The following is a 22,943-nucleotide window of genomic DNA, read 5'->3' on the forward strand; positions in this document are numbered from 1 at the left end:
TAAGGATGCGACAGTTTGCAGATTTCGCTGCACAATTTGCAGATTTCGTTGTCACTTTGCAGCAGCAACGGAATCTGTCTTGCGCTGTTTTTCATTGACAATATCCTCGGCTGCAGAAATAAAGTAAACACTTTAATTAGAGAAAAAGGAGAATCCAAATGCCTAATCAACCCCCTCAAAATCAAATCCAGATTAAAATTGATGAAAATGTAGGTGAAGGCACCTATGCCAATTTTTTTGTAATTACCAATTCCCCGTCGGAATTTATTATGGACTGCGGGCGTATTCTTCCCGGAATTCCCGATGCCAGAATTTATACGCGGGTGGTAATGACCCCATCACACGCCAAACAACTAATGCAATTATTGGAAAAAAACATTGAAACTTATGAAAGTCAGTTTGGTGAAATTAAAATTCACGGTCAACAGGATAACAAATCTGTCGGTTTTAAACCCGATTTTAAGAATTGAGGTTTAATATAATTATATAGTAAAAAATCCAGTGTTATTACTGGACAAGCCCTTCCTGTGATAAACAGGAAGGCAAACAAAATTTATGGGCATAACCGCTTTGGCAACCCAAAAAATGCAATCCGGAGAAAGATAGTTACCGAATTCTTTCTCTACCAATGAGTTTGTGGAACGATTATAACAGATACCGATTTTCTTCACTTGCCTTTTTGGGCAAACTAATGCTTCCCAACAAAATCCCGAAATTCTTCCTGTAACATTCCGATATGACTCTCGTATCGTTCCCGTATCGCGATATGGGAACGATACGGGAATCTCACCAGCAGGATAGCGGAAACAAGAAGGGAAAAATAAAATTGGGCAAAACCTATAGTTTCCGTTCTCTTTCCGGGCAAGAAGAAATCTATTTTTTATTATTCCTGCTAAAGGATGAAGTTAATCCCGTTATATCTGAACAACCGCTATTTCAAAACAGAAATTAGATTAATTTTTAATTTCGGGTGCTCTGTAATTTAAAAAAATCAGCGTAACTTGCTGGAAATAAACAAATAAGAACGATTCATCCGAAAAAAAAATTGCAGTAATTTATTATTTATTGCCACCCAAAAGCTTACAACTATTTGACAAGGTATAGGATTACGGAGTTTAATGTTTTAATTATTTGGCAAACAACAAGATAAACATTCAAGCATCAGGGAATGAGCAGGAAAAGATAATTTAGAAATATAAAAAAAAGTGCATTTTGGACTTGACAAGAAAAACATTGTGTCATATAAGAACCACAGAATGTCAGAGAAACTCAAAAAAACTCAAGGTGGTTCACAGGAATGAGACAAAAAAGCACGGACACTACAGCAAAAACCGGTATTTCTATGAAACCGGGAAAAAAGGATGTCAGCTATGTCTGGTGAATTTCTTGGTATCTTTGAAAATGCTGTGCACAAACAGCGAGTAATTATTCCGGCAGCTTTCAAAAAGAAATTTGCAGAAGAATCCGAAAAAAAAGTTGTGGTTACTTTAGGTCCCAATGACACGATAGCAATTTATCCTCTGGATTGCTGGAAAGCTACCCTGGAACGCTTAAAAAACGGAGATGAGCATTCTCATAAGCTAAGAACGCAATTGATAGATTTTGCAATGACAGAACAGGAATTGGAAGGACCGGGTAGAGTTCGTATTCATGAGATATTACTCAACGAAGTTAATATTACCGATAAGGTTGTAATTAAAGGAGAGGGGCATTATATATCTCTTTGGAATCCAAAGGTTTATAGTGAAGTGCGTGCCGGTAAACTAAATTTACATCGCAAGCAATTCTCATCTGAGGATTATCAATTATGAGTTTCCATACTCCGGTGATGGTGCAACAGTGCCTTTTTTATCTCAATTTGAGAGCCGGGAAAATATATGTGGATGCTACAACCGGAGGCGGGGGACATAGTTTAGCCCTTTTACAGAGGCAACCGGAGGTTAAATTATATTGTTTTGACCAGGATACGGAAGCAATTGAAGAAGCAGGAAAAACTCTTGGTTCCTATCCAAATGTGGAATTGATAAAAGCCAATTTTAAGCAACTGAGAACAGAGCTTGCCTATCGTAAAGTGAAAGGAATTGATGGCATTTTGTTTGATTTAGGTGTTTCTTCCCGGCAGCTGGAAAAAGCAGAGCGCGGTTTTAGTTTTGAAAAAGATGCTCCTTTGGATATGAGAATGGATACAGACCTGAAATACTGTGCTTATAATGCAGTGAACGAATTGGATACAAAAACTCTGGCTACTATCTTCAGGAACTATGGAGAAGAACAAAATGCAATGCGCATAGCCAAAGCTATTGAAAAAGCCCCAAAACCTATAAAGACCACCGGGGCACTGGCGAAAATTGTGGAAAGCATTGCCGGAAAAGGCACCAAGGCATCTCTTAAAAGCAAGGTGCGAATTTTTCAGGCATTGCGGATATATGTGAATAAAGAATTAGAAGTTCTTTCTACAGCATTACAGGATGCCATCAATATATTGAATCCCGAAGGCAGAATAGTTGTGCTCAGCTATCACTCTCTGGAGGATAGAATTGTGAAACAGACCTTTAAGAAAGCAGAACAGGAAAATTCTTATCCGCAGAATTCTTTAGGGAGTAATTATCACTATCAACAGTTAGAAATTTTAACCAAAAAACCTGTAAGAGCCGAAGAAGAGGAAATAGCTTCCAATTCGCGTTCCCGAAGCGCAAAGTTACGCGCTGCTGAAAAATTACAGCGGGAAAATCGGGAAATAAAAAATAACCTGAAACAAAAGCGGCAAAACGCAGAGGAGGAAAAATGAGGGGAAGAATTCTGATTCTTGTATCCCTGTTTGCAGTAGTGTTTTTTCTCAGTTTTTATAATAACAACCGCATAGTGAAATATACCAGAACAATTTCTGCTTTGGAAAAGACCTACTATGCGGACAAAAACATTAATACAGAATTACTGGTTGAATATGACGATTTACGCAGCGGGAGACATATTGCTTCTTTGGTGAGAGTAGAATTGAGCAATTTTATTCCCGATCAGGAAGCAGGAAAAATAATCTATGTGCACGAGCCCTCTCCCAAGCAGGAAAAGAAGAACTATTGCATCATAGACCTGTTGGCTAAAAAAGCAGAAGCAAAGAATGTGCAGATTTTACTGGATTAAAAAATGAAATCCCGTTTCTATTTTTTGGTAGTAATCTTTTCTCTGGCAGCTGTTCTCTGGACGGTATATCTTTTCTGTATTCAGATATTAGACCCCTTTCATTTGGCAGGAGCAAGAAGAATGCGCTATACACCCAAAAAAGAAATTCTGATTCCGCGCAGGGGTTCCATTCTGGACGCCAAAGGAAATTTGTTAGTAAGCTCAATCAGCTATTACCAGATAGATGTTGACCGGGCATCTATAGCTTCCTGGGCAAAAAGTGAAAAAATACCTTATGAAAAAGCACTGGAGATGTGCGCTACTATAATTACTACCCAAACCACTTTAAGTAAAGAAGAAGTGCTGAAAAAATTAACTAACGGCAATAAACTTACTTCTATCCAAATTAGCAATAAAATAAGCGAAGTAGAACTGGATAGGTTAATTAAGGATTTTCAGGCAAAAGATATGCCTGGCTTAATATATAGCTTTGCTTCAATGAAAAGGATATACTCCAAAGATATTCTGGCAGCCAGAGTTCTGGGCTCGGTTAATGAAATTTCCAATGGCTATGATCCGGCAACTAATAGTAAATCGCTTTATAAGCTATCCGGTGTATGCGGAATTGAATCTACCTACGATAAATTTCTCTCCGGAAATTATGGCTGGAAAGAAGTTGTTCTGGATGCGAATCATCAACCGGTGCCCTATCCCAATTTGCATTCCAAAAAGCCGGAAGATGGAATGAACCTGTGGCTGACGATAGATTCCCAAATTCAAGAAATTGTGGAAAATGCCCTCTATGAAGGGATAGAGCAATATGGAGCCAAAAATGGTGGTGCTATTGTGATGGACCCCAATACCGGCAAAATTTTGGCTATGGCAGGTGTTTCTGGAGAAGATAAAACCGAAGACCCGAATTTAGTGAGAGTAAAATCTAATATTGCGGTCAGCTTTATGTTTGAACCTGGCTCTACAATGAAGCCGTTAACAATTCTACCGGCAATTCAGCATAAATTAGTTAAGCCCACGGAAAAAATTCAGTGCGGTAGATATCAAGTTGGAAGAAGAGTTATTTCCGATACTCATCAATATGGAGAATTAACTCCCCGGGAAATAATTACTAAATCCAGTAATGTGGGAATTGCCAAAATAGCGGAAAGAATAGGTTCTACACGACTATACGAAAATTTCATTGCTTTAGGTTTTGGGCAAAAAACCGCATTAAATATGACAGGCGAATCCAGTGGAATGTTTGCCAAGTTACAAAATTGGGATGGTTATACATTGCATTCAGTAGCTTTCGGTCAGGCAATTTCCACAACCGCTTTACAGCTTGCCACTGCTTACAGTGCTGTTGCCAATGGCGGAAAACTGATGAAACCTATTATTGTAGAGTCCATCAGAGATGACGAAGGAAAAATTGTTGAACAGTATGAACCCTCGGTTTTACGAACTGTTTCTACTCCTGCTGTTACTGATACCGTAAAATCGTATTTGCAGGGAGTTGTGGATTCAGGAACTGCCAGGCATATAAAAATGGATTACATTCAAGTTGGGGGTAAAACCGGAACCGCACAAAAAAACATTGCCGGAACCAGGGGCTATAGCGAAGGCAAATATAGTTCTGTATTTGTAGGAATGTTCCCGATAGAAAAACCCCAGATGGTAGTAGTTGTTTTTTATGATGAACCGGCTCCAGGTTTTCATTTTGGCAGCACCAGCAGCGCTCCAACTTTTAAAAAGATTGTAGAAAATATTCTCTTTATGCCCGATTGTCAGATTTTACCCTATAATGAACGCCTGATGCAAACAACACTTACAATGCCGAATCTAATCGGGATGCATCTTTTTCAAGCAGAAAGTTCTCTTAATCGTTACGGATTTCAATATAAAGTTGAGGGACCCGATTCTGCTTCAGTAGTTATAAATCAATTTCCCAAGCCAGGCGTAACTGTTGATCCGCATTATCCGATAACTCTGAAAATAGGACCTAACGCAGATAAAAAAGCACCGGTGCACGAAACAGGAACGATGCCCAATTTAGTAGGTTTAACTTTGCGGGAAGCGTTAAAACAGGCATCCGTTCAAGGATTGGCAGTAAATATTCAAGGTTCGGGTATAGTTCGTTCTCAATCCGTTCTTCCAGGAAGTAGAATTCTTAAAGGAAGTAAATGCTATCTGGAGGCAACTCTGTGATTACCAGAATCCTGAATGCACTACAACAACATTCTCTGCTGATAGAAACAGGCAATTTGGATCAATTGCAAAACTGGCAGGGAAGCGTGCAGACAGATAACAGGAAAATTAAACCCGGCGATATTTTCGTCTGTATTAAAGGTGCCAATTTTGATGGTCATAACTTTATTTCTTCAGCCCTTGAGATGGGTGCCTCTCTTATTGTTTGTCTGGAAGTGCCAAATTCTGCTATCCCTTATATAAAAGTGAACGACACCAGGAAAGCTGCTGCAGTAATTGCTCGCACAGTGATGCTCCCTGAAAAGATTCCTTTTACTTTAATTGGCATAACCGGCACAAACGGTAAAACAACAACTTCGCTGATGTTGTATGAAGCACTGAGAAACTTGGGTTTTCGTTGTGGTTGGATTGGCACTTTGGGCTATTATATTAACGGGGAAACTTTTCCCGGTGAGAGAACTACTCCCGATATAATTGAACTAAATGAGATTTTTGCAGATATGATAGAGGCAAAGGTAAACTATGTAGTTATGGAGGTCTCTTCGCATTCACTTTCCCTGGATAGAGTGTATGGCGTGCAATTTAGCTACTGTCTGTTCAGCAACCTGGGATATGACCATTTGGATTTTCATCTGAATAGAGAAAACTACGGTAAAGCTAAAATGAGCTTTTTTGAACAAGGGGCAAAAGATGGAGCTTTTTGCATAATCAATACTCAAGACCCTTTTGGGGCTCAAATACAGGAAATGCTGAATAACAAGCAGGCAAAGCTCTATACCCTTGGGGGTAGCGATGCGGATTTTCAATATGCAGATATTAAAACTGATATTCATAATAGCAGTTTTAAGCTTCTCTCGGCTCAAGTGGAAATACCTGTTCAAAGCTGTTTAATCGGCAGTTTCAATATTCAAAATCTGGGGCTGGCGGCTCTAACATTATATGCCTTAGGTTTCAAGCCCTCTGCAATATCCAATTCTTTAAAGGATATTCCCCCCGTAAAAGGCAGATTGGAAAGAGTAGAAAATAACTTGGGAATAGGGATTTTTATTGATTATGCTCATACTCCCGATGCAATTGATAATGTGTTAAAAGCAGTTGAAGATTTACCGCATAAAAGAATTTTAACCCTGATGGGAGCAGGTGGCGATAGAGATAAAAGTAAAAGACCTTTAATGTTGAAATCAGCTTTAAATCATAGCGATGTTGTTGTTGTCAGTGACGATAATCCGCGCAGTGAAAATCCCGAATCCATCATTAAAGATATTGTTTCTTCCAGCGCGCTATTTTTGCCTTGGTGGATAATTCGTAACAGAATGCAAGCAATTACCTCCCTTATTTCTCTGGCACAAAAAGATGATCTTGTTGTTATTTGTGGTAAAGGACACGAGGACTATCAGGAAATTGAAGGTATCAAACATCATTTTGATGACCGCGAAGCAACCCTGAAAGCTCTGGAAATGAAAGGAACCAAAGAAAAAGCAGATGATGAATTAATTTTACCCATAGATAAAACCTTGTTACAATTATTATTTCTTCCGCATTGGGAACCTGAGCCCAAGGGATATAAAGAACCGGTTTCTTATCCCTATCTTTCTACGGATTCCAGGGTTACAAAGCCGGGAAGTTTGTTTGTAGCTATTAAAGGGGAGAAATACGACGGGCATAACTATCTGCAAAATGTTCTAAGCATAGCAGAAAACTGTGCTTTGAGTGAAATCCCCTCTCCGCAAAATATTTCTAACCCTGAAGCGCTGTATTTTCAGGTTGCCAATTCGCAGGAGGCAATGGGACTTATATGTCGTAAATATTTACAGCTATTTGCCGCTAAGAGAATTGCCCTTACAGGCAGCACTGGAAAAACTACCTGTAAAGAATTGATGGCAAAGGTGTTGCAAACCTCAGCTCCCGTCTTAAAGACCCTGGCTAACGAAAATAATATGATTGGTTTATGCAAGACCATTTTACGCATTAAACCGGAACATCAATATGCAGTTTTGGAATTGGGAACTAATCATTTTGGAGAAATTAAAGCTCTGGCAGATGTAGCTGACCCGGAAATTGGCATAATTATTAATATTGGTCCCTCGCATTTGGAATATTTTGGGGACGAGGAAGGAGTTTTTAACGAAAAAATAACTCTCTTCAATAGATCTCTTGCTTTGCGTTTATATCCAGGTGATGATTCCCGCTTTGAAAATATTGCCCCCGAAGGAATAAGTATCGGCTATACAGAAAAGTGTGATTATAGAATAACACAGCATCAATATTCAGCAAACAGTCAATCCTTTTACCTGAATTCGGACTTATGGAATTTACCTTATGGAGCTCCTCATTATGCTTTAAATGCTTCTTTTGCAATTGTATTGGGCATAAAATCGGGAATTGGCAGAGACCAAATTCAGGCAGCGCTAAATAGTCCAATTCTTCTGGAATTGAGAAATCAGATTGAAAAAAGAGGTAGCGGATTGCTGATTGCCGATTGTTATAACGCCAATCCTTACTCAATGCAAAAAGCATTGGAATATTGGCAAACGCTCTATCCAGAACAACCCCATTATGCCATTTTGGGAGATATGCTGGAATTGGGAGAAAGCTCTATTTTATACCATCAATTGATTTCCGCAATGTTGGCAGAAATGCGTTATGAACAGTTAATTACGGTAGGAAATTATGCCCGTATCTATCATCCCGAAAAGGAAAGTGCCGTTATCCACTATGATACTGTAGGGCAGTTGATTAGCTCGGAACAATGGAAAACAATTCCGGATAATGCTGTAATTCTGGTAAAAGGTTCGCATTCAATACAATTAGAGCGTATTATTCCATTCCTGAAAGGAGAGAACTGATGCTATATCATCTTCTATACCCTCTGGCGAAATACAGCATCGTTTTTAATGTATTCCGTTATGTAACCTTTCGTTCTATCGGAGCTTTCATTACTTCATTGATAATTTCGCTTCTGGTTGGTCCTGCTTTTATTAAGTTATTAAAAAATAGGTCAGCTGTAGAGACAATAGATGAAGACCTTCCGGAAAGACACCGTTTGAAACAGGGAACTCCAACTATGGGTGGTATTATCATTCTGGTTTCATTGCTAATTTCTTCTTTATTATGGAATGTGCTTACCAATCCCGTTATTTTAATGATGTATCTTACAACTGTCTGGCTGGGAATATTAGGTTTTTTGGATGATTACCTGAAGAATTTCGTGAAAGCTAAAAAAGGATTGCTACCCCGTTATAAACTGCTGGGGCAATTATCGGTCGGCTTAATTCTGACCTTGGCAATATATTACAGCAGTTCCGTTTCAACCAATATTACCGCTCTGCAAATACCTTTTTTCAAAAATCTGATTATACCTCTAAGTTGGTTCTTTATACCTTTTGCGGTTTTGTTCATCACCGGAACTTCCAATGCGGTGAATTTAACCGATGGCTTGGATGGTTTGGCAGCTGGAACTTTAACCTTTTCTTTTTTAGGTTTGGGTGTGATGAGCTATTTGAAAGGGAATTTCATTGTGGCGGACTATTTGAATCTGGAATTCATTGTCAATGCAGGAGAATTAACAGTTTTCATCAGTGCTGTTATAGGAACGCTGATTGGTTTTCTTTGGTTCAACAGTTATCCGGCTCAGGTTTTTATGGGTGATACCGGTTCCTTAACGCTGGGAGGAATTGCTGCCGTAATATCCATCCTGCTGAAAGAAGAAATCTTCTTTATAATTCTGGGTTTTATCTTTGTTTATGAAGCCCTTAGTGTAATTATGCAACGAACCTGGTTCAAATATACCAAAAAGAAGTATGGTCAGGGTCGGAGAATTTTTCTCTGTGCTCCTGTGCATCATCATTATGAACTGAAAGGTTTGCACGAATCCAAAATAGTGATGCGTTTTTATATTGTGGCTGCTTTGCTTACAGCCATAGCTCTTTCCACCATCAAACTTCGCTAAAGGGAAAAAGACAATGCTGGATAAAAGTAAAAAATACGGTATTTTGGGCTTAGCCCGCAGTGGTATTGCGGCTGCCTTTAAACTGAAGGAATTGGGAATTACTCCCTTTTTAAGCGAATTGCGTCCAGCTGCGGAAATTACAGGAGCAGAGCAATTAATAAAGAACTTTCCCTGTGAGTTTGGTGGCCATACAGATAAACTACTGCAGTGTGATTGTTTAATTGTTAGTCCCGGTATTCCTCTAAATACTCCCATTATCCAAAAAGCAAAAGATAGAAACATTGACTTGATAAGCGAAATTGAATTGGGTTACAGGATAAAAGCAGAGGACTCCAAAATTATTGCTGTTACCGGTTCCAACGGGAAAAGCACAACCGTTAGTTTGATTCAGCATATTTTACAGCAGATAGGCAAAAAGTCAATTCTCGCAGGCAATATTGGTGATGCTTTTTGCAGTTACAGCATTGAAAAACCAGGGATAGAGTATATCGTTCTGGAAATAAGCAGTTTCCAGTTAGACCTGATAAAAGATTTTAAACCTGATGTGGCTGTGCTGCTAAATATTACTCCCGACCATATAAACCGGTATAATTCATTTAACGATTATGTGTTAAGCAAGATGAACATTTTTCGCAATCAAAAGGAAACAGATACGGCAGTACTTTTTTGGGACTCCCCGGAAATTATGCGTTACGCTAAAAACATAAATGCCAGAAAGCTTTATTTTTCCTTATCCGCTAAGGATAATATTGCTGCCTTCTTAACGGCTAACTACATCCAATTCGGGTCTGAAACCAAAGTGCCTCTATCCAATTTTGAAATAAAGGGACCTCATAATTATGCTAATGCAATGGCTGCAATGCTGGCAGTTTTTGCGTTAATACCTAATGCACAGATAATTGCAGAAGCGGTAAAAGGTTTTAAAGCCCTTCCACACCGTCTGGAATATGTCGGCTCGGTTAAAGGTGTTTCTTTTTACAACGATTCTAAAGCTACAAATACTGATTCGGTGCGAAGTGCATTATACAGTTTTACTGAACCTATTCGTATTATTATGGGCGGTTCGGATAAAGGAGAGGACTATAGTGTCCTAACTGCAGATTTGCAGAAAACAGTTACAAAAGCATATTTAACCGGTGCAACCAGAGAAAAGATGTATCAGACCTGGTTGCATAAAATTCCTCTGGAATGTATTGCGGATTTTGAGACCGCGGTTCGGAAAGCATTTAGCGATTCCCGCGAAGGCGATGTAATTGTTTTATCACCCGCTTGTGCCAGTTTTGACCGTTTTCTGAATTATGAAGAACGGGGAAATTTCTTTAAAGAGATTGTAACGAGGATTATCAATGAAAACTCGCAGAAATAAGGATCAACATTATATTGTCAGTTTTGATAAGTTTATATTACTTACTTACTGTTTGCTTTGTCTTGTTGGCTTAATAGCTTTACTGGATATTTCCTCCGTGCAGAGTTCATTAAGATACTTTTACAGGCAGCTCTTCTTTGGGATTATATCTATTATTACAGCAATTATTATACTATACACCGTTAATCTGGAAAAACTGAGAGTGCTGTCACCCTATTTTGTTTATGTTTCCATAATTCTGCTAATTATAGTTTTGCTGAAAGGAAGCACCGTGAAAGGTGCCACCCGTCAACTCAGTTTGGGTTTTGTTAATTTTCAGCCCAGTGTTTTGGCACGCTTAGCTCTGGTCTATTACTTTGCGCATATCTTAGATAAAAAAAATGACGAACTCGTTAGTTCTAATCTGTCCCAATTTGTAGTTAACTTCTTGGCTTTATTGATAGTTACGGGTATAACATTTTTATTGATTATTATGGAACGGCATTTAAGTACCTTAATCATAGGGGGATTAACCATTTATGGGATGCTTATTTATGCCGGTGCGAAAAAACGCGTGCTGATTACGATAGCGTTGATTGGAATTATCGCAGGCGGTTTGATTTTAGCCAATGGAGCGGACTATCGCAAAGGTCGCTTAACAACATACAAAAAATTCAGCTTATTCTTAAAACCGCAAAGTGAAATTAAGATTGAAGATAGTGATTATCAGGTGAAAGAAAGTTTAACAGCCCTATCCAGCGGAGGATTATTAGGTACAGGAATAGCCAGAGGAAGAGCTAAGCATTATTATTTACCCGAAGCCAGAACAGATTATGTTTATTCGGTTATAGGTGAAGAATGGGGTTTTCTGGGTGCTCTTATCGTTTTTGGTTTACATTGTTTTCTTTTCTTCCGTTGTCTATGGATGGCAAATGCACAGGAAAATCGGTTTTTAAGGTTTTTAGGAGTGGGCTTAGCTATGAATATCTTTTGTAATGTATTGGTAAATACCGGGGTGGCAATGTCTATATTACCTCCAACGGGAAATACATTACCTTTTATCAGTTACGGGGGTTCTGCCTTACTGATTGATTCCATTGCTTTAGGAATGCTATTAAACATAAGCGCCAAGCGGAGATATGTATGAAGTTCATTTTTGGTGCAGGTGGAACTGGAGGTCACATTACTCCTGCCTTGGCTTTGGCTGATGAATTAGTAAAATATCAGCATAGTGTTCTTTTTATCGGTAACCGCCGCAGCATTGAAGAAACACTTTGTGCTGCATCAGGTTACTCTTTCCGGCAGATTAAGATCCAAAAGCTTTACCGTTCGTTAAAACCCCAAAACCTGCTGTTCCCGTTTTATTTATTGGGTAGCATTATCACTTGCACTCGTATTTTAAAAAAAGAAAAACCTCAGGCAGTAATTTGCACCGGGGGGTTTGTTTCGGGTCCTGTAGCTATCTCCGCTGCTTTGTTAAAAATACCTTTGTTCTTTCATGAGAGTAATTGTTATCCCGGCTTGGTTACCCGCAAAATGGCTAAGAAAATAGACACGGTGTTTATCTCCTTTGCCAATACGAGCCGGTTTTTACACAATGTAAAGTTAGTGAACTATGGCATTCCGCTTAGGCAGACGGTAATAGATAGTTCTTCAACACCTTTTGACCTTAGTTCTATAGGATTGAAAACAGATAAACCGGTTATAATAGTAAGCGGTGGCAGCCAGGGTTCGGTTGCTGTTAATACTGTTGTCAACTTTGCCTTGGAGGATATTTTAGCTTTGGGTTATCAGGTAATTTGGCAAACAGGAAAAATAAGTTACGAGCGTTTTGCTACCAAACATAAAGAGAGGGAAGGTGTTTATCTTTTCGCTTTTTCGCCCGATTTGCCCAAAATGCTTTCACGGTGCAGTTTAGCTATAACCAGAGCAGGTGCAATGACTATTGCTGAACTGGAAGAAAACCACCTGCCGGCAATTTTGATACCTTTGCCGACGGCAGCTGAAAATCATCAATATTATAATGCTTTGGCACAACAGGAGAAAGGGGTAGCGATGCTTTTGGAACAGAGCAAATTGACCCCCGTTACGCTCATTGCAGGCATTAAAGAAATGATTGCTGATAGAGATAGTTATTTAAATCGGCTATGTTCCCTTCCCCCTAATCGGGCAGCCGAAAAAATTATTGCCTACATCTTAAACTATCTGAAAGATAACAGGAGGAATAATGCTGGGTAGAACCAGAAAAATACACTTTGTCGGAATCGGCGGTATCGGAATGAGCGGTATTGCAGAATTTCTGCATAATCAGGGCTTGGAAATTACCGGGTCAGACCTGAAAAAAACGGAAATAACTTCCCACTTGGAAAATCTGGGGATCAAGATTACGGAAGGACATAAAGCGGAAAATATCTGTGATGCAGATGTAGTAGTAAAATCCAGCGCCGTAAAAGATGATAATCCGGAAATTTTAGCTGCTCAGGAAATGAAAATTCCCGTTATTCGCCGAGCCGAAATGCTGGCAGAAATAACCCGGATGAGCTTTTCTATTGGAATTGCCGGAACTCATGGCAAAACAACTTCTACTTCAATGGCGGGCTTAGTTTTGGAAAGTGCAGGTTTGGAACCAACGATTATTGTTGGAGGAAAGGTTAAAAATTTCGGCAGCAATAATGTGATGGGCAGTGGTAAATATATTGTGGTGGAGGCAGATGAATATGACCATTCCTTTTTGTCTCTAACTCCCTGTATTGCAGGAATTACTAATGTAGATGCTGACCATTTGGATTGTTACCGGAATCTGGATGATATTAAGAGTTCTTTTATTGAATATGCGAATAAAGTTCCTTTTTTTGGCAGCGTAATTGCCTGTTTGGATGATAGCGGTGTGCAATCAATCCTACCTGCTATTCACAAAAAGATTGTTACTTACGGATTTTCCCGTCAGGCAGATTTGCAAGCCAGAGATATAGATATGCAAGGTTTTAGTTCGTCTTATGACCTGCTTTTTAAAGAATATAAACTCGGGTGTATTACTTTGAAAGTAACTGGCAGACATAACATTCAAAATTCACTTCTCGCTGCTGCAATTGGCTTGGAACTGAATCTTCCTTTTTCCGCAATTCAGGATGGCTTAAGTAAATTCAGCGGCGTTTACAGAAGATTTGACTGGAAAGGAGAAGCGGGTGGAATTACTGTCTTTGATGATTACGCTCACCATCCTACTGAAATTAAAGCTACCCTGGAGGGCTTTAAGGATAGTGCCAAACGCAGGATAGTAACCTTATTTCAACCCCATTTGTATTCCCGCACGCGAGATTTTTATGAACAATTCGGGAAATCCTTCTTTTCTTGTGACTGCCTAATTTTGGCTCCGATATATCCTGCGCGGGAACAACCCATTCCGGGTGTTACTTCCAAATTGATTGCTGATGCAGCTATTCAAAGTGGACATCATAATGTTCATTTAATTGAATCCAATTCCGAAATAGTTAGCCAAACCCTTTCCCTGCTTAAAGAAGGAGATATTTTAATCACTATGGGTGCGGGTAATATTTGGCAGTATGGAGAAGAAATTTTGAGGGAATTGAAAAATTATGTTGACACAAATCATAACAACTAAAACTTTAGTAACTTGTAATGCTGATAGAAGTTTTTCAAAATTCTCAATTTATCAGCTAAGAGGTCTTAATTCATAAAGTTATGGAACTAAACAAGGGTACTCGTAAACGCCGCGGTAATAGTCGTTATTACCTGTTCTTTTTCATTGCTCTTTCGGTTGTAGCTCTTTTGGGAACGAGTATCTGGTATGGCTTTACGCATATTGACCTCTTTACTTTGCAAAAAGTTTCCTTAACCGGTAATGAGGCAATACCCGATACATTAATTTACAATATTACCAAGCCCTATCTGGGAATGAATTTATTGGCTATGCCCACGGCGGAGATAAAAGCCAAGGTGTTAACTCTTTCCCGAGTGAAAAGTGTGAAATTGCACAAACGGTTACCAGCCACATTGAAACTAAACATCAATGAACGCAAAGCGGCAATATATATAAAAACAATTGAAGGTGATTTACATCCAGTTGATGCCGAAGGGATTGTTTTGATGAAGTATTCTCCCATTTATAGAGAAGATATGCCTATTTACAGCACTTATTTAAATAATCATCAAATCAAACCGGGATATAAACTGAAAAATGAAGGACTGCAAAAGGTTTTACAATTGCACCAAAGGATTGCGAAAGAAGTTCCCGCTTTTCTTACCCAGATATCAGAATATTATTTAATTGATAAAACGGTCTATATGATAGATGCGAAAACAGGGACGCGCATCATTCCTGCGCAGGAGGACTTAACAAAACAGCTTTCACGCTATCAGTTTGTTCAGGAAAATGGCAATATTAACAAAAACAGCGTAGTTGACCTGCGCTATAAAAATCAGGTTGTAGTTAAGGCAGGCAATAAATGAAACAATCTATTATAACCGCTTTGGATATCGGTTCTTCCAATGTTCGCTGTATCATTGCAAATGAAATTGGAGATGGACGGCTGGAAATATTAGGTATTGGTGATTACCCTTCCGAAGGTATTGAAGGAGGCATAGTTAAAGATATTCAAGCTCTTTCGGGTTGTGTGGCAAAAGCAATTTCCACTGCAGAAAAAGAAGGAAAGACCTCTGCCTCCAATATTTACTGTAATATCACAGGTGAGCATATCCGAACTCAAATAGGGGATGGGCGTATTTCCATTCCTTCAGCAACTCCAAATGAACCTGGAGAAATTACGGAAGAACACATTGAACAGGTTATCAACGATGCTAAAAACAGCGTTAAAATTCAGAAAGGTCTGGAGAGATTTCGCATTTTACATGGCATCCCGCATAACTTTGTTATTGATAATCAGGATGATATACACAATCCCATAAATATGAACGGTTTTCATTTAATTGCCAAGGTCTATACGATATTGGCAGAATTAACTCCTTTGCGCAATTTAAGCAAGTGCATTCAACTGGCTGGTTATGAAATTAATCCCGAGAACTTTGTTCTTAATCATATAGCAGTTTCTGAGTCAGTGTTAAGTGAAGATGAACGTCGGTTGGGGGCTTTAGTTCTTGATATCGGAGGAGGAACTTGTGATTTGGCTATTTACAATCGCAGTTCCCTGGAGAAAATTTCAGTTATTCCGATGGCGGGAAAAAATATCACTGAAGACCTTGCAATAGGGCTTAAAACAACTTTGGGTAATGCCGAATACATTAAAGTGGAATATGGCAATGCTCTTGCCAGCAGCGTTGACCAAAGTGAAGAAATTGATGTGGAAGGTATCAGTGGACGCTCTGCCAGCCGCAAATCCAAATTTCTGGTTAGCCATGTTATTCAACACCGGGTAGAAGAAATGCTTTCTCTCTGCTATACGAAAGCAAAGGAATTTTACACTCCGGAACTGGTTACATCGGGAATAATACTTTGCGGGGGAACAGCCAAACTGAAAAATATTGAGATAGTTTTAGCGGAAGCATTCAATCTCCATGTAAAAATTGCTACTCCAGACCTTTCCCGGTTGAACGGAATGATTAGCCGCTTGGAAGATCCGGCTTTTGCAACAGTTATCGGGATTTTATATTATGCGGCGGGTAAAAATAATGAGCATCCTGCAAAAGGTTTTGCTCTGCCCAATATTAAAGGAACAAAAATCATAGATAAAATGAAAAAAATACTCAAGGACTTTACCTAAAAGGGGGATCAAATGATTGAATTTGACGAAAAGCCAACCCAAATCGGAACTAACATTAAAATTATCGGTGTAGGAGGTGCAGGCGGAAATGCTCTCAATACGATGATTGAGAACAACTTATACGGAGTGGAATTTATTGCTGCCAATACCGATTCCCGAGACCTTGCCAAAAGCAAAGCCAATATGAAATTGCAGCTGGGAAAGAAACTTACCCGCGGTTTAGGAACAGGTGCCAATCCGGAACTTGGTGCCAGAAGCGCTGAAGAATCCAAAGAGGATATCAAAAGTAATCTGGACGGTGCGGATATGGTTTTTATTGCCGCAGGGATGGGTGGCGGAACAGGAACCGGAGCTGCCCCTATTATAGCTAAAATTGCTCGCGAAATGGGCATTTTAAGCTTTGGAATTGTAACCTCTCCTTTCCCCTTTGAGGGTAAAAAACGCGCTGAAAATGCTATGTATGGCATTAAACATATGCGTGAATTCGTGGATACTTTACTGGTTATTCCCAACGAAAAACTCTGCGAGTTATATTCAGATTTAACTTTAAAAGAAGCATTTGAAAAAGCTGATGATGTTCTATATGAAGCAGCCAGGGCTGTTAGCGATATTATTAATGTTACAGGTCTTATCAATGTAGATTTTGCTGATGTGAAAGCTATTATGCAAAATATGGGCTATGCCTTAATCGGTAGCGGTATTGCCGAAGGTGATAATAGAGCTGTAAACGCAGCCAGAGCAGCTATTGATAATCCCTTGTTAACCCATATCAACTTACAAGGTTGCCAATCACTATTACTTAATATCACTGCGGGTGCTGATATCCTGATGAGCGAATTTGATGAGGTGTCCAATGTTATCGTTAATGAAACAGGTAAAGCCGCTAATATCATTATGGGTATTATTCTGGATGATACTAAAAGCGGTAAAATTCAAGTTACCGTCATCGCCACGGGGCTGGAGAAAGAAGAAAAAGAACATACTATTGACTTTCCCGGTTTGCCCGAATTCGGTGATAAATCTGCTTCCGGAAGTAACTCTAACAAAGAGACAGATGCCGAAATTGAGGATATTTTTGCCCGCTTGAATATGAATCAGACACCTGCCAAGGAAGAAAAACAAGCAGCGGCTAATGAACCAACACGCATTCCTCCGCTTAAAACAGATGTCCCTTCTTTTTTAAGAGCGCTTGATTAAAATTTTATAAACGCTTCATCATAAACTCCTCCTTGTTTATGTGAAACAAAAGTCCAAAGCTCACTAACCGTCAGCACCCCCCGCTGACGGTTTTTTTTTATTATCAAAATTATGGCGAGATTGTGTCCCCTGAGGAAATCTGCAGGAAACCTATAATCCTTCAATACCTACCGGCTTAGTTTTGATTATCTTCCTGATGAAAGTGGTTATATATTTGGATGGCAGTTTTAGAGCCGATTCCTTTGATATTAGTTAAAGTTGTGATATCTGCCTTAGCGATGTTTTCTACGCTGCTCAGTTCTTTCAGCAGCAGAAATTTATTTTTTTCCCCGATGCCCGGAATGTTTTCCAAAGTGCTTTCCAATGTTCTTTGCGAGCGTCTTTTGCGGTGTAAGGAAAGGGCAAAACGGTGTGCTTCATCGCGGATAGCAATTAATAAGCGCAATGCGGAAGAAGAACGGGGTAATATGAGTGATTGTTCATTTCCCGGGATAAAGACCTCTTCGGCTCTTTTCGCTAAAGAAATAAGGTAGATATCTTCTTTTCCCGAAATTTGAAGGATTTGCTTGCTGGCAGAAAGTTGTCCTTTTCCTCCATCTATAACGATCAGGTCTGGCTTCATACCTGGTTCTTTTTCGGTTTCCTTTAAAAAACGAGTCATTGTTTCCTGCATTGCAGCAAAGTCATTTTGGGTTTCTATGCTGCGAATAATGAAGTGGCGGTAATATTTCTTTTTGCTTTTGCCGTTTTCAAAGAAGACAGCTGAGGAAACAGTATCACTGCCCTGGATGGTGGAGATATCCATACAGACAATTTTACGAGGTAGTTTAGGCAATTTTAAGGCCTCTTTCAGTTCCTGCACAGGGAATATTGTACGATTGGCTTTTCTTAAATATGCCAGTTTACCTTCTTCCACGATATTGAAGGCATTGCGTTTTGCCATAGCGATTAGTTTGGTCTTTTCGCCGCGTTGAGGTATCTGTAATTTATTTCCCAGCCAGGAATTCAGTTTATCCATCTCTTTAGGGGCGAAGGGTAGCAGAACTTCTTCCGGCATTTCATCTTTATCCGTATAGTAGAGCTGCAAAAAGCTTGCCAGAATGCTATCGGGCTCATCATAGTCCAAATTGGCAAGAGGGTAGTTTTCCTGATGAATAATAGCTCCGTTATTCATTTTCAGAACTACGCAGACGGCTTTTTTCTCTTCCTGGTAAAAACCGATAATATCAATATTCCTGCCTTCAACATTATATACGGACTGGCGTTTCTGAATTCGTTCAATGGCAATTATCCGGTCACGGTATTTTGCTGCATCCTCAAAACGAAGCTCTTCGGAGGCATTTTGCATTTCTATGCGCAGTTCGTCTAAAATTTCTGCATAGCGTCCACTAAAAAAACGCAATAGCTGATTAACGGTTTGAGCATAATGGGCTTGACTAATGTAACCGACGCAGGGAGCGGAACATTTACCCAGTTGATAATTTATACAGGGTTGCTTATAATTGGTTTTGGGAATATTCCGATTACAGCTGCGCAGAGGGAAAATCCATTCCAAATTGCGTAAAGTATTTCGTAAATAGCGAACTTCTGTGTAAGGACCGAAATATTTGGCATTATCTTTTTGCAAATCGCGAGTAATAAAAATGCGAGGGAAGGGTTCATTTACCGTTATTTTCACGAAAGGATAGCGTTTATCGTCCTTCAACATAATATTATATTTAGGACGGTAACGCTTAATTAAAGTTGCTTCCAGGATGAAGGCATCGGCTTCGCTATTAGTAATTATATAATCTAAAGATGCGATATTTTTTATCAGTTGTCTCGTTTTAAGGTCTTTACCAGCAGGATTGAGATAATTTTTAATGCGATGTTTCAGGTTTAGTGCTTTGCCCACATAGATTATGGTTTCTTCTTTATCTTTCCAGATATAAACTCCGGGCAGTTCAGGTAGCAAAGCCAGTTTTGTTTCTATTTCTTCAGAAAACGATGGCATAATTTTTTACCCGCTTGTGTGATGTAGTCAATTTTAATCAGCATTCCAACAAGGTAAAATATAACGAAGGTAAAAACGGAAAGAATGGCATCTCTAATAAGTAAAGGAACTCTACCCGAAACAGGAAACAGATAACAACCGCAGCGCAGAAGGAAATAAAGAAAAACGCAAATCAAAAGGGTTTTAGCGATGTTTATCAATATCCCGGAAAAGGAAATCTCGGGCATTTTCTTTTTAATTAAAGACATCAGCAAGAAATAATTTACACAAGCCGTTATGGAAGTAGCAAGAGCTAAACCCCGATGCGCCATAAATTGCATTAAGACAAAGTTCAGCACAATGTTCAAAGCTACCATTCCCGCAGCAATTTTTACAGGTGTTTTGGTATCTTTATAGGCATAAAAGACAGGAGTAACGGTTTGATTTAAACTATAGAAAATTAAGCCCAGCGAATAGAAAATAAGCGCCTGAGAAGTCATCCAGACAGCTTTTTCCTTGAATGCTCCACTTTGAAATAAGATGCGGACAAAATCCTCCCCTAACGCTATGATGATTGTAGTTACAGGGAGCATAATATAGGCAAGATTCAAACCGGTAAAACGAATACTTTCCGAAAGCTCATCGTAATGCTTAGTAGAAACACAGCGGGAATAAAAAGGTAAAACAGCAGTACCGGTTGAAATGCCGAAAATTCCTAACGGAAATTGCATTAAACGATTACCAAAATTGAGAGCGGTGATAGATCCAATCGGTAGAAAGGATGCCATTAACGAATCGGCGATTAAATTGATTTCCCGAATGCCAATTCCAATCATACTGGGAATAAAGCGTTTCCATAAAAGAACTATTGCCTCGGAACCAAACTTAAGGTATATTGCCCATCGGTAACCAATCTTTTTTAGATAGGGCAGATTGATTACGGTTTGAAAAAAACCGCCTATTATAACACCCCAACCAGCCCAAATAATTAGCTCCTCACCAGTAACTTTTAACACAAAATAGGGAATTAGAACGGTTGCCATCATTCCGATATTTAATAAAGCAGAAGAAAGCCCGGTCATAAAAAAATAGTTATGAGAATTTAAAATTGCGATGAAGGTGGAGGATAAACCGATAAAAAACAGATAAGGGAAAATGATACGGGTTAGTTTGATAGCCAAAATCTTAGTTTGCATCGCCAAACCAGGATAGAGACACTTTACAATTAACGGAGCAAGGGCTATTCCCAAGATAGTTAAGAGGCAAAGGATAAGGGTTAAAACACTTAGTAGATTTAAAGCGAATTTTATCTGCTCTTCTTCATTCTGTTTTACTTTAATATCGTTATAAATAGGCACAAAAGCAGTTGAAAGAGCTCCTTCACCAAAAAGACGCCTTAATAAATTAGGAATATTATAGCCCACATTAAAAGCATCATTCAGATAGGTTGTGCCAAAGAAAAAAGCCATCACCTGGTCACGAATCAGACCTAAAATACGGCTGAGAAAAACACCTATAGACATAACGCTGATGTTTTTTGCCAAAGTCCGATGCGTGCCCTTAGTTTCCATTTATGGATTAAGCAGATGCTTACAGTGTAAATACAGATTGGTCATTATTAAGTTCAAATTTACATTGCCTTCAATTTTCCGATTGAGGTCTTCCAGAAAGAGCAGGAAATCATAAAGGCGATCAGCTATACCGGAATGTTTTATTGCAATTGGCTGCAAAATATCTATTTTATCAATATTGGTAATTTCCGCTGCAGGATTCATACTTAGGGCTCCTAAGTCACTGGCAAAAACCCTGATATATTTCAGCAAATCAATTATCTGGTCTTTCGTTTGATATTTCTTATTTACATCTGCCAATTCCAAATAGCCCAAATCATTTTCATTATCGGCTAAAGAAAATAGGGATAGAGCCCAATTACTGGAGAGGGATTCACTTTCAGACGCAATCCGGATGGCTGTTTTCAGGTTCCCTGAACTAATTCGGGATGCAGTTCTTGCTATAGCAGCGTTTATTTCAAAATCAACAGTAAGAATTTCTTCAATAACACCGCGGGTTAATGGCTTAAAATATACTGGCTGTATGCGGGAAAGAATAGTTGGTAAAATCATTGCCAGGCGTTCAGTGAGGAGAATGATAATGGTCTGTTCAGGTGGCTCTTCCAATGTTTTCAAAAAGGCATTGGCAGTAGCATTATTCATCATATCAGCATCTTCAATAATCACAATCCGGTATTTTGCTTCATGAATGGAAAGTTCCAGCCGCTTATTCAGCAGAGAAATACTTTCTTTACGAATTTCCGTTGTTTCCTTAAAGAAAAAATCCACCCAGGGGGTGTTTCTTTTATTATCCAGATATGCCTGATATTGTTTCAGCACATCGTTGTTTTTAATTTCTCCTTCCGGAGTTAGATTCAAATTGGGAGTGGGGAAGAGGTAAATAAAATCAGGATGCTCCAGTTGTAAAAATTTATGACAGGAATCACATTTGCCGCACGGCTTTACTGTATTGCTTGCTGTGCAGTTAACTGCCATCCCGAAATATAAAGCAGTGGTAAATTTTCCAACCCCATCACTACCATAAAAAAGATATGCCTGAGCAATACGGTCATTTTCCATTGCCTTATGTAAAAGCTCTAAGGCGTTTTCCTGCCCTTTTATCTTTTGTAACATTTATACAATGCTAATTTTGCTGCGTCCCGCTTCATCACTTATACTGTAAGCAAAGACCTTTTTAATGTAAGGGCTGGTAAATTCACTGGCAAGCATATCATATAAATACACATCGTGGTATTTTCCCGATACAAACATAAATTCTCTTTGCACTCCAATCTTCTTAAAACCGATTTTTTCATAACAACGAATAGCGCGCTTATTATAGGACATTACGGATAAGTATATATTATGCAGATTCAAGATATTAAACGCAAAATCCAAAAGCAGATTTATTGCTTCTGCTCCAATACCTTGATTCCAAAAGGTTTTTTCACCGATAAATATGCCTAAGGACGCATTCCTGTGCACCTGTGAAACATTATGAATACCGCAATTACCAATCACTTTATTGGTATCTTTTTCCACTATGGCAAAGATGTGTTCTTCATCCATCAATTTACGCAGTAAAATACCTTCCTTATCAATATCTAAAACTGTATCCGAAAGGGTTACAAACTGCCCTATCTCCATATCATTCAGCCATTCTGTGTATTTTTCCACATCGTCCATACAAACCGGGGAAAGATAACACTTTTCGCCAAGCAGCTTACGATAATACTTCATTTCTTACTCCTTTTTTAGTTTGAGGTCTATTAAACCCTGTTTGCCAATCAATGAGTTCAGCGGGTTCAATGCTGAATCACTCCTTTTTTAGTTTGAGGTCTATTAAACCCTGTTTGCCAATCAATGAGTTCAG

General features: G+C 39.0%; 19 protein-coding genes. 14 read left to right on the plus strand and 5 right to left on the minus strand.

What is annotated here, in order from left to right:
• The first annotated feature begins 158 nt into the window (after nucleotides 1-158).
• Nucleotides 159-470, plus strand: a complete 312-nt coding sequence (locus tag PLE33_06210; protein HPS60840.1) for a DUF3467 domain-containing protein — start codon at nucleotides 159-161, stop codon at nucleotides 468-470.
• 12 nt (nucleotides 471-482) lie between these two features.
• Here PLE33_06210 and PLE33_06215 read toward each other — a convergent pair whose 3' ends face one another.
• A complete protein-coding gene (locus PLE33_06215; protein HPS60841.1) occupies nucleotides 483-671 on the minus strand; it encodes a hypothetical protein in 189 nt (62 codons plus the stop codon).
• Nucleotides 672-1,370: 699 nt separating this feature from the next.
• Between PLE33_06215 and PLE33_06220 the strand changes: the two genes are divergently transcribed.
• From PLE33_06220 to ftsZ, 13 genes are all read left to right on the plus strand, one after another.
• The gene (locus tag PLE33_06220; GenBank protein ID HPS60842.1) at nucleotides 1,371-1,811 is read left to right on the plus strand and encodes a protein MraZ; all 441 of its coding nucleotides are present in this window, start codon (nucleotides 1,371-1,373) and stop codon (nucleotides 1,809-1,811) included.
• Nucleotides 1,808-2,788 (plus strand): 16S rRNA (cytosine(1402)-N(4))-methyltransferase RsmH, encoded by a 981-nt coding sequence (gene rsmH, locus PLE33_06225; protein ID HPS60843.1) that lies wholly within the window; start codon nucleotides 1,808-1,810, stop codon nucleotides 2,786-2,788. Before PLE33_06220 ends, rsmH begins: the two co-directional genes overlap by 4 nt.
• Complete coding sequence (locus PLE33_06230; GenBank protein HPS60844.1) at nucleotides 2,785-3,141, plus strand: hypothetical protein; 357 nt, start codon at nucleotides 2,785-2,787, stop codon at nucleotides 3,139-3,141. Before rsmH ends, PLE33_06230 begins: the two co-directional genes overlap by 4 nt.
• Before the next feature lie 3 nt (nucleotides 3,142-3,144).
• Nucleotides 3,145-5,319: a penicillin-binding transpeptidase domain-containing protein gene (locus PLE33_06235; protein HPS60845.1), complete on the plus strand. Its 2,175-nt coding sequence runs from the start codon at nucleotides 3,145-3,147 to the stop codon at nucleotides 5,317-5,319.
• Entirely contained in the window at nucleotides 5,316-8,165 is a 2,850-nt protein-coding gene (locus tag PLE33_06240) for a UDP-N-acetylmuramoyl-L-alanyl-D-glutamate--2,6-diaminopimelate ligase (protein ID HPS60846.1), read from the plus strand. Before PLE33_06235 ends, PLE33_06240 begins: the two co-directional genes overlap by 4 nt.
• Nucleotides 8,165-9,268, plus strand: coding sequence for a phospho-N-acetylmuramoyl-pentapeptide-transferase (gene mraY, locus PLE33_06245; protein HPS60847.1), 1,104 nt, complete (start codon nucleotides 8,165-8,167; stop codon nucleotides 9,266-9,268). Before PLE33_06240 ends, mraY begins: the two co-directional genes overlap by 1 nt.
• Before the next feature lie 13 nt (nucleotides 9,269-9,281).
• Nucleotides 9,282-10,634 (plus strand): UDP-N-acetylmuramoyl-L-alanine--D-glutamate ligase, encoded by a 1,353-nt coding sequence (murD, locus tag PLE33_06250; protein ID HPS60848.1) that lies wholly within the window; start codon nucleotides 9,282-9,284, stop codon nucleotides 10,632-10,634.
• Nucleotides 10,615-11,760, plus strand: coding sequence for an FtsW/RodA/SpoVE family cell cycle protein (locus PLE33_06255; protein HPS60849.1), 1,146 nt, complete (start codon nucleotides 10,615-10,617; stop codon nucleotides 11,758-11,760). The genes murD and PLE33_06255 overlap by 20 nt, the downstream gene beginning before the upstream one ends.
• On the plus strand, nucleotides 11,757-12,851 hold the full coding sequence (gene murG / locus PLE33_06260; GenBank protein HPS60850.1) for an undecaprenyldiphospho-muramoylpentapeptide beta-N-acetylglucosaminyltransferase: 1,095 nt from the start codon (nucleotides 11,757-11,759) through the stop codon (nucleotides 12,849-12,851). The genes PLE33_06255 and murG overlap by 4 nt, the downstream gene beginning before the upstream one ends.
• The gene (murC, locus tag PLE33_06265; protein HPS60851.1) at nucleotides 12,841-14,235 is read left to right on the plus strand and encodes a UDP-N-acetylmuramate--L-alanine ligase; all 1,395 of its coding nucleotides are present in this window, start codon (nucleotides 12,841-12,843) and stop codon (nucleotides 14,233-14,235) included. The genes murG and murC overlap by 11 nt, the downstream gene beginning before the upstream one ends.
• Nucleotides 14,236-14,315: 80 nt before the next feature.
• Nucleotides 14,316-15,083: an FtsQ-type POTRA domain-containing protein gene (locus PLE33_06270; GenBank protein ID HPS60852.1), complete on the plus strand. Its 768-nt coding sequence runs from the start codon at nucleotides 14,316-14,318 to the stop codon at nucleotides 15,081-15,083.
• Nucleotides 15,080-16,351 (plus strand): cell division protein FtsA, encoded by a 1,272-nt coding sequence (gene ftsA, locus PLE33_06275; GenBank protein HPS60853.1) that lies wholly within the window; start codon nucleotides 15,080-15,082, stop codon nucleotides 16,349-16,351. Before PLE33_06270 ends, ftsA begins: the two co-directional genes overlap by 4 nt.
• Nucleotides 16,352-16,363: 12 nt before the next feature.
• Nucleotides 16,364-17,548, plus strand: coding sequence for a cell division protein FtsZ (gene ftsZ, locus PLE33_06280; protein ID HPS60854.1), 1,185 nt, complete (start codon nucleotides 16,364-16,366; stop codon nucleotides 17,546-17,548).
• A 175-nt stretch (nucleotides 17,549-17,723) separates the two neighbouring features.
• Here ftsZ and uvrC read toward each other — a convergent pair whose 3' ends face one another.
• From uvrC to PLE33_06300, 4 genes are read right to left on the minus strand one after another with little or no spacing between them, the layout of a single operon-like run.
• On the minus strand, nucleotides 17,724-19,541 hold the full coding sequence (uvrC, locus tag PLE33_06285; protein HPS60855.1) for an excinuclease ABC subunit UvrC: 1,818 nt from the start codon (nucleotides 19,539-19,541) through the stop codon (nucleotides 17,724-17,726).
• The gene (gene murJ, locus PLE33_06290) at nucleotides 19,517-21,091 is read right to left on the minus strand and encodes a murein biosynthesis integral membrane protein MurJ (GenBank protein ID HPS60856.1); all 1,575 of its coding nucleotides are present in this window, start codon (nucleotides 21,089-21,091) and stop codon (nucleotides 19,517-19,519) included. Before murJ ends, uvrC begins: the two co-directional genes overlap by 25 nt.
• Nucleotides 21,092-22,204, minus strand: coding sequence for a DNA polymerase III subunit delta' (locus tag PLE33_06295; GenBank protein HPS60857.1), 1,113 nt, complete (start codon nucleotides 22,202-22,204; stop codon nucleotides 21,092-21,094). It abuts the gene before it with no gap.
• A complete protein-coding gene (locus PLE33_06300; GenBank protein ID HPS60858.1) occupies nucleotides 22,205-22,810 on the minus strand; it encodes a GNAT family protein in 606 nt (201 codons plus the stop codon).
• Between the last annotated feature and the right edge of the window lie 133 nt (nucleotides 22,811-22,943).

The organism is Candidatus Cloacimonas sp., assembly GCA_035403355.1.
Taxonomy (GTDB): Bacteria; Cloacimonadota; Cloacimonadia; order Cloacimonadales; family Cloacimonadaceae; genus Cloacimonas.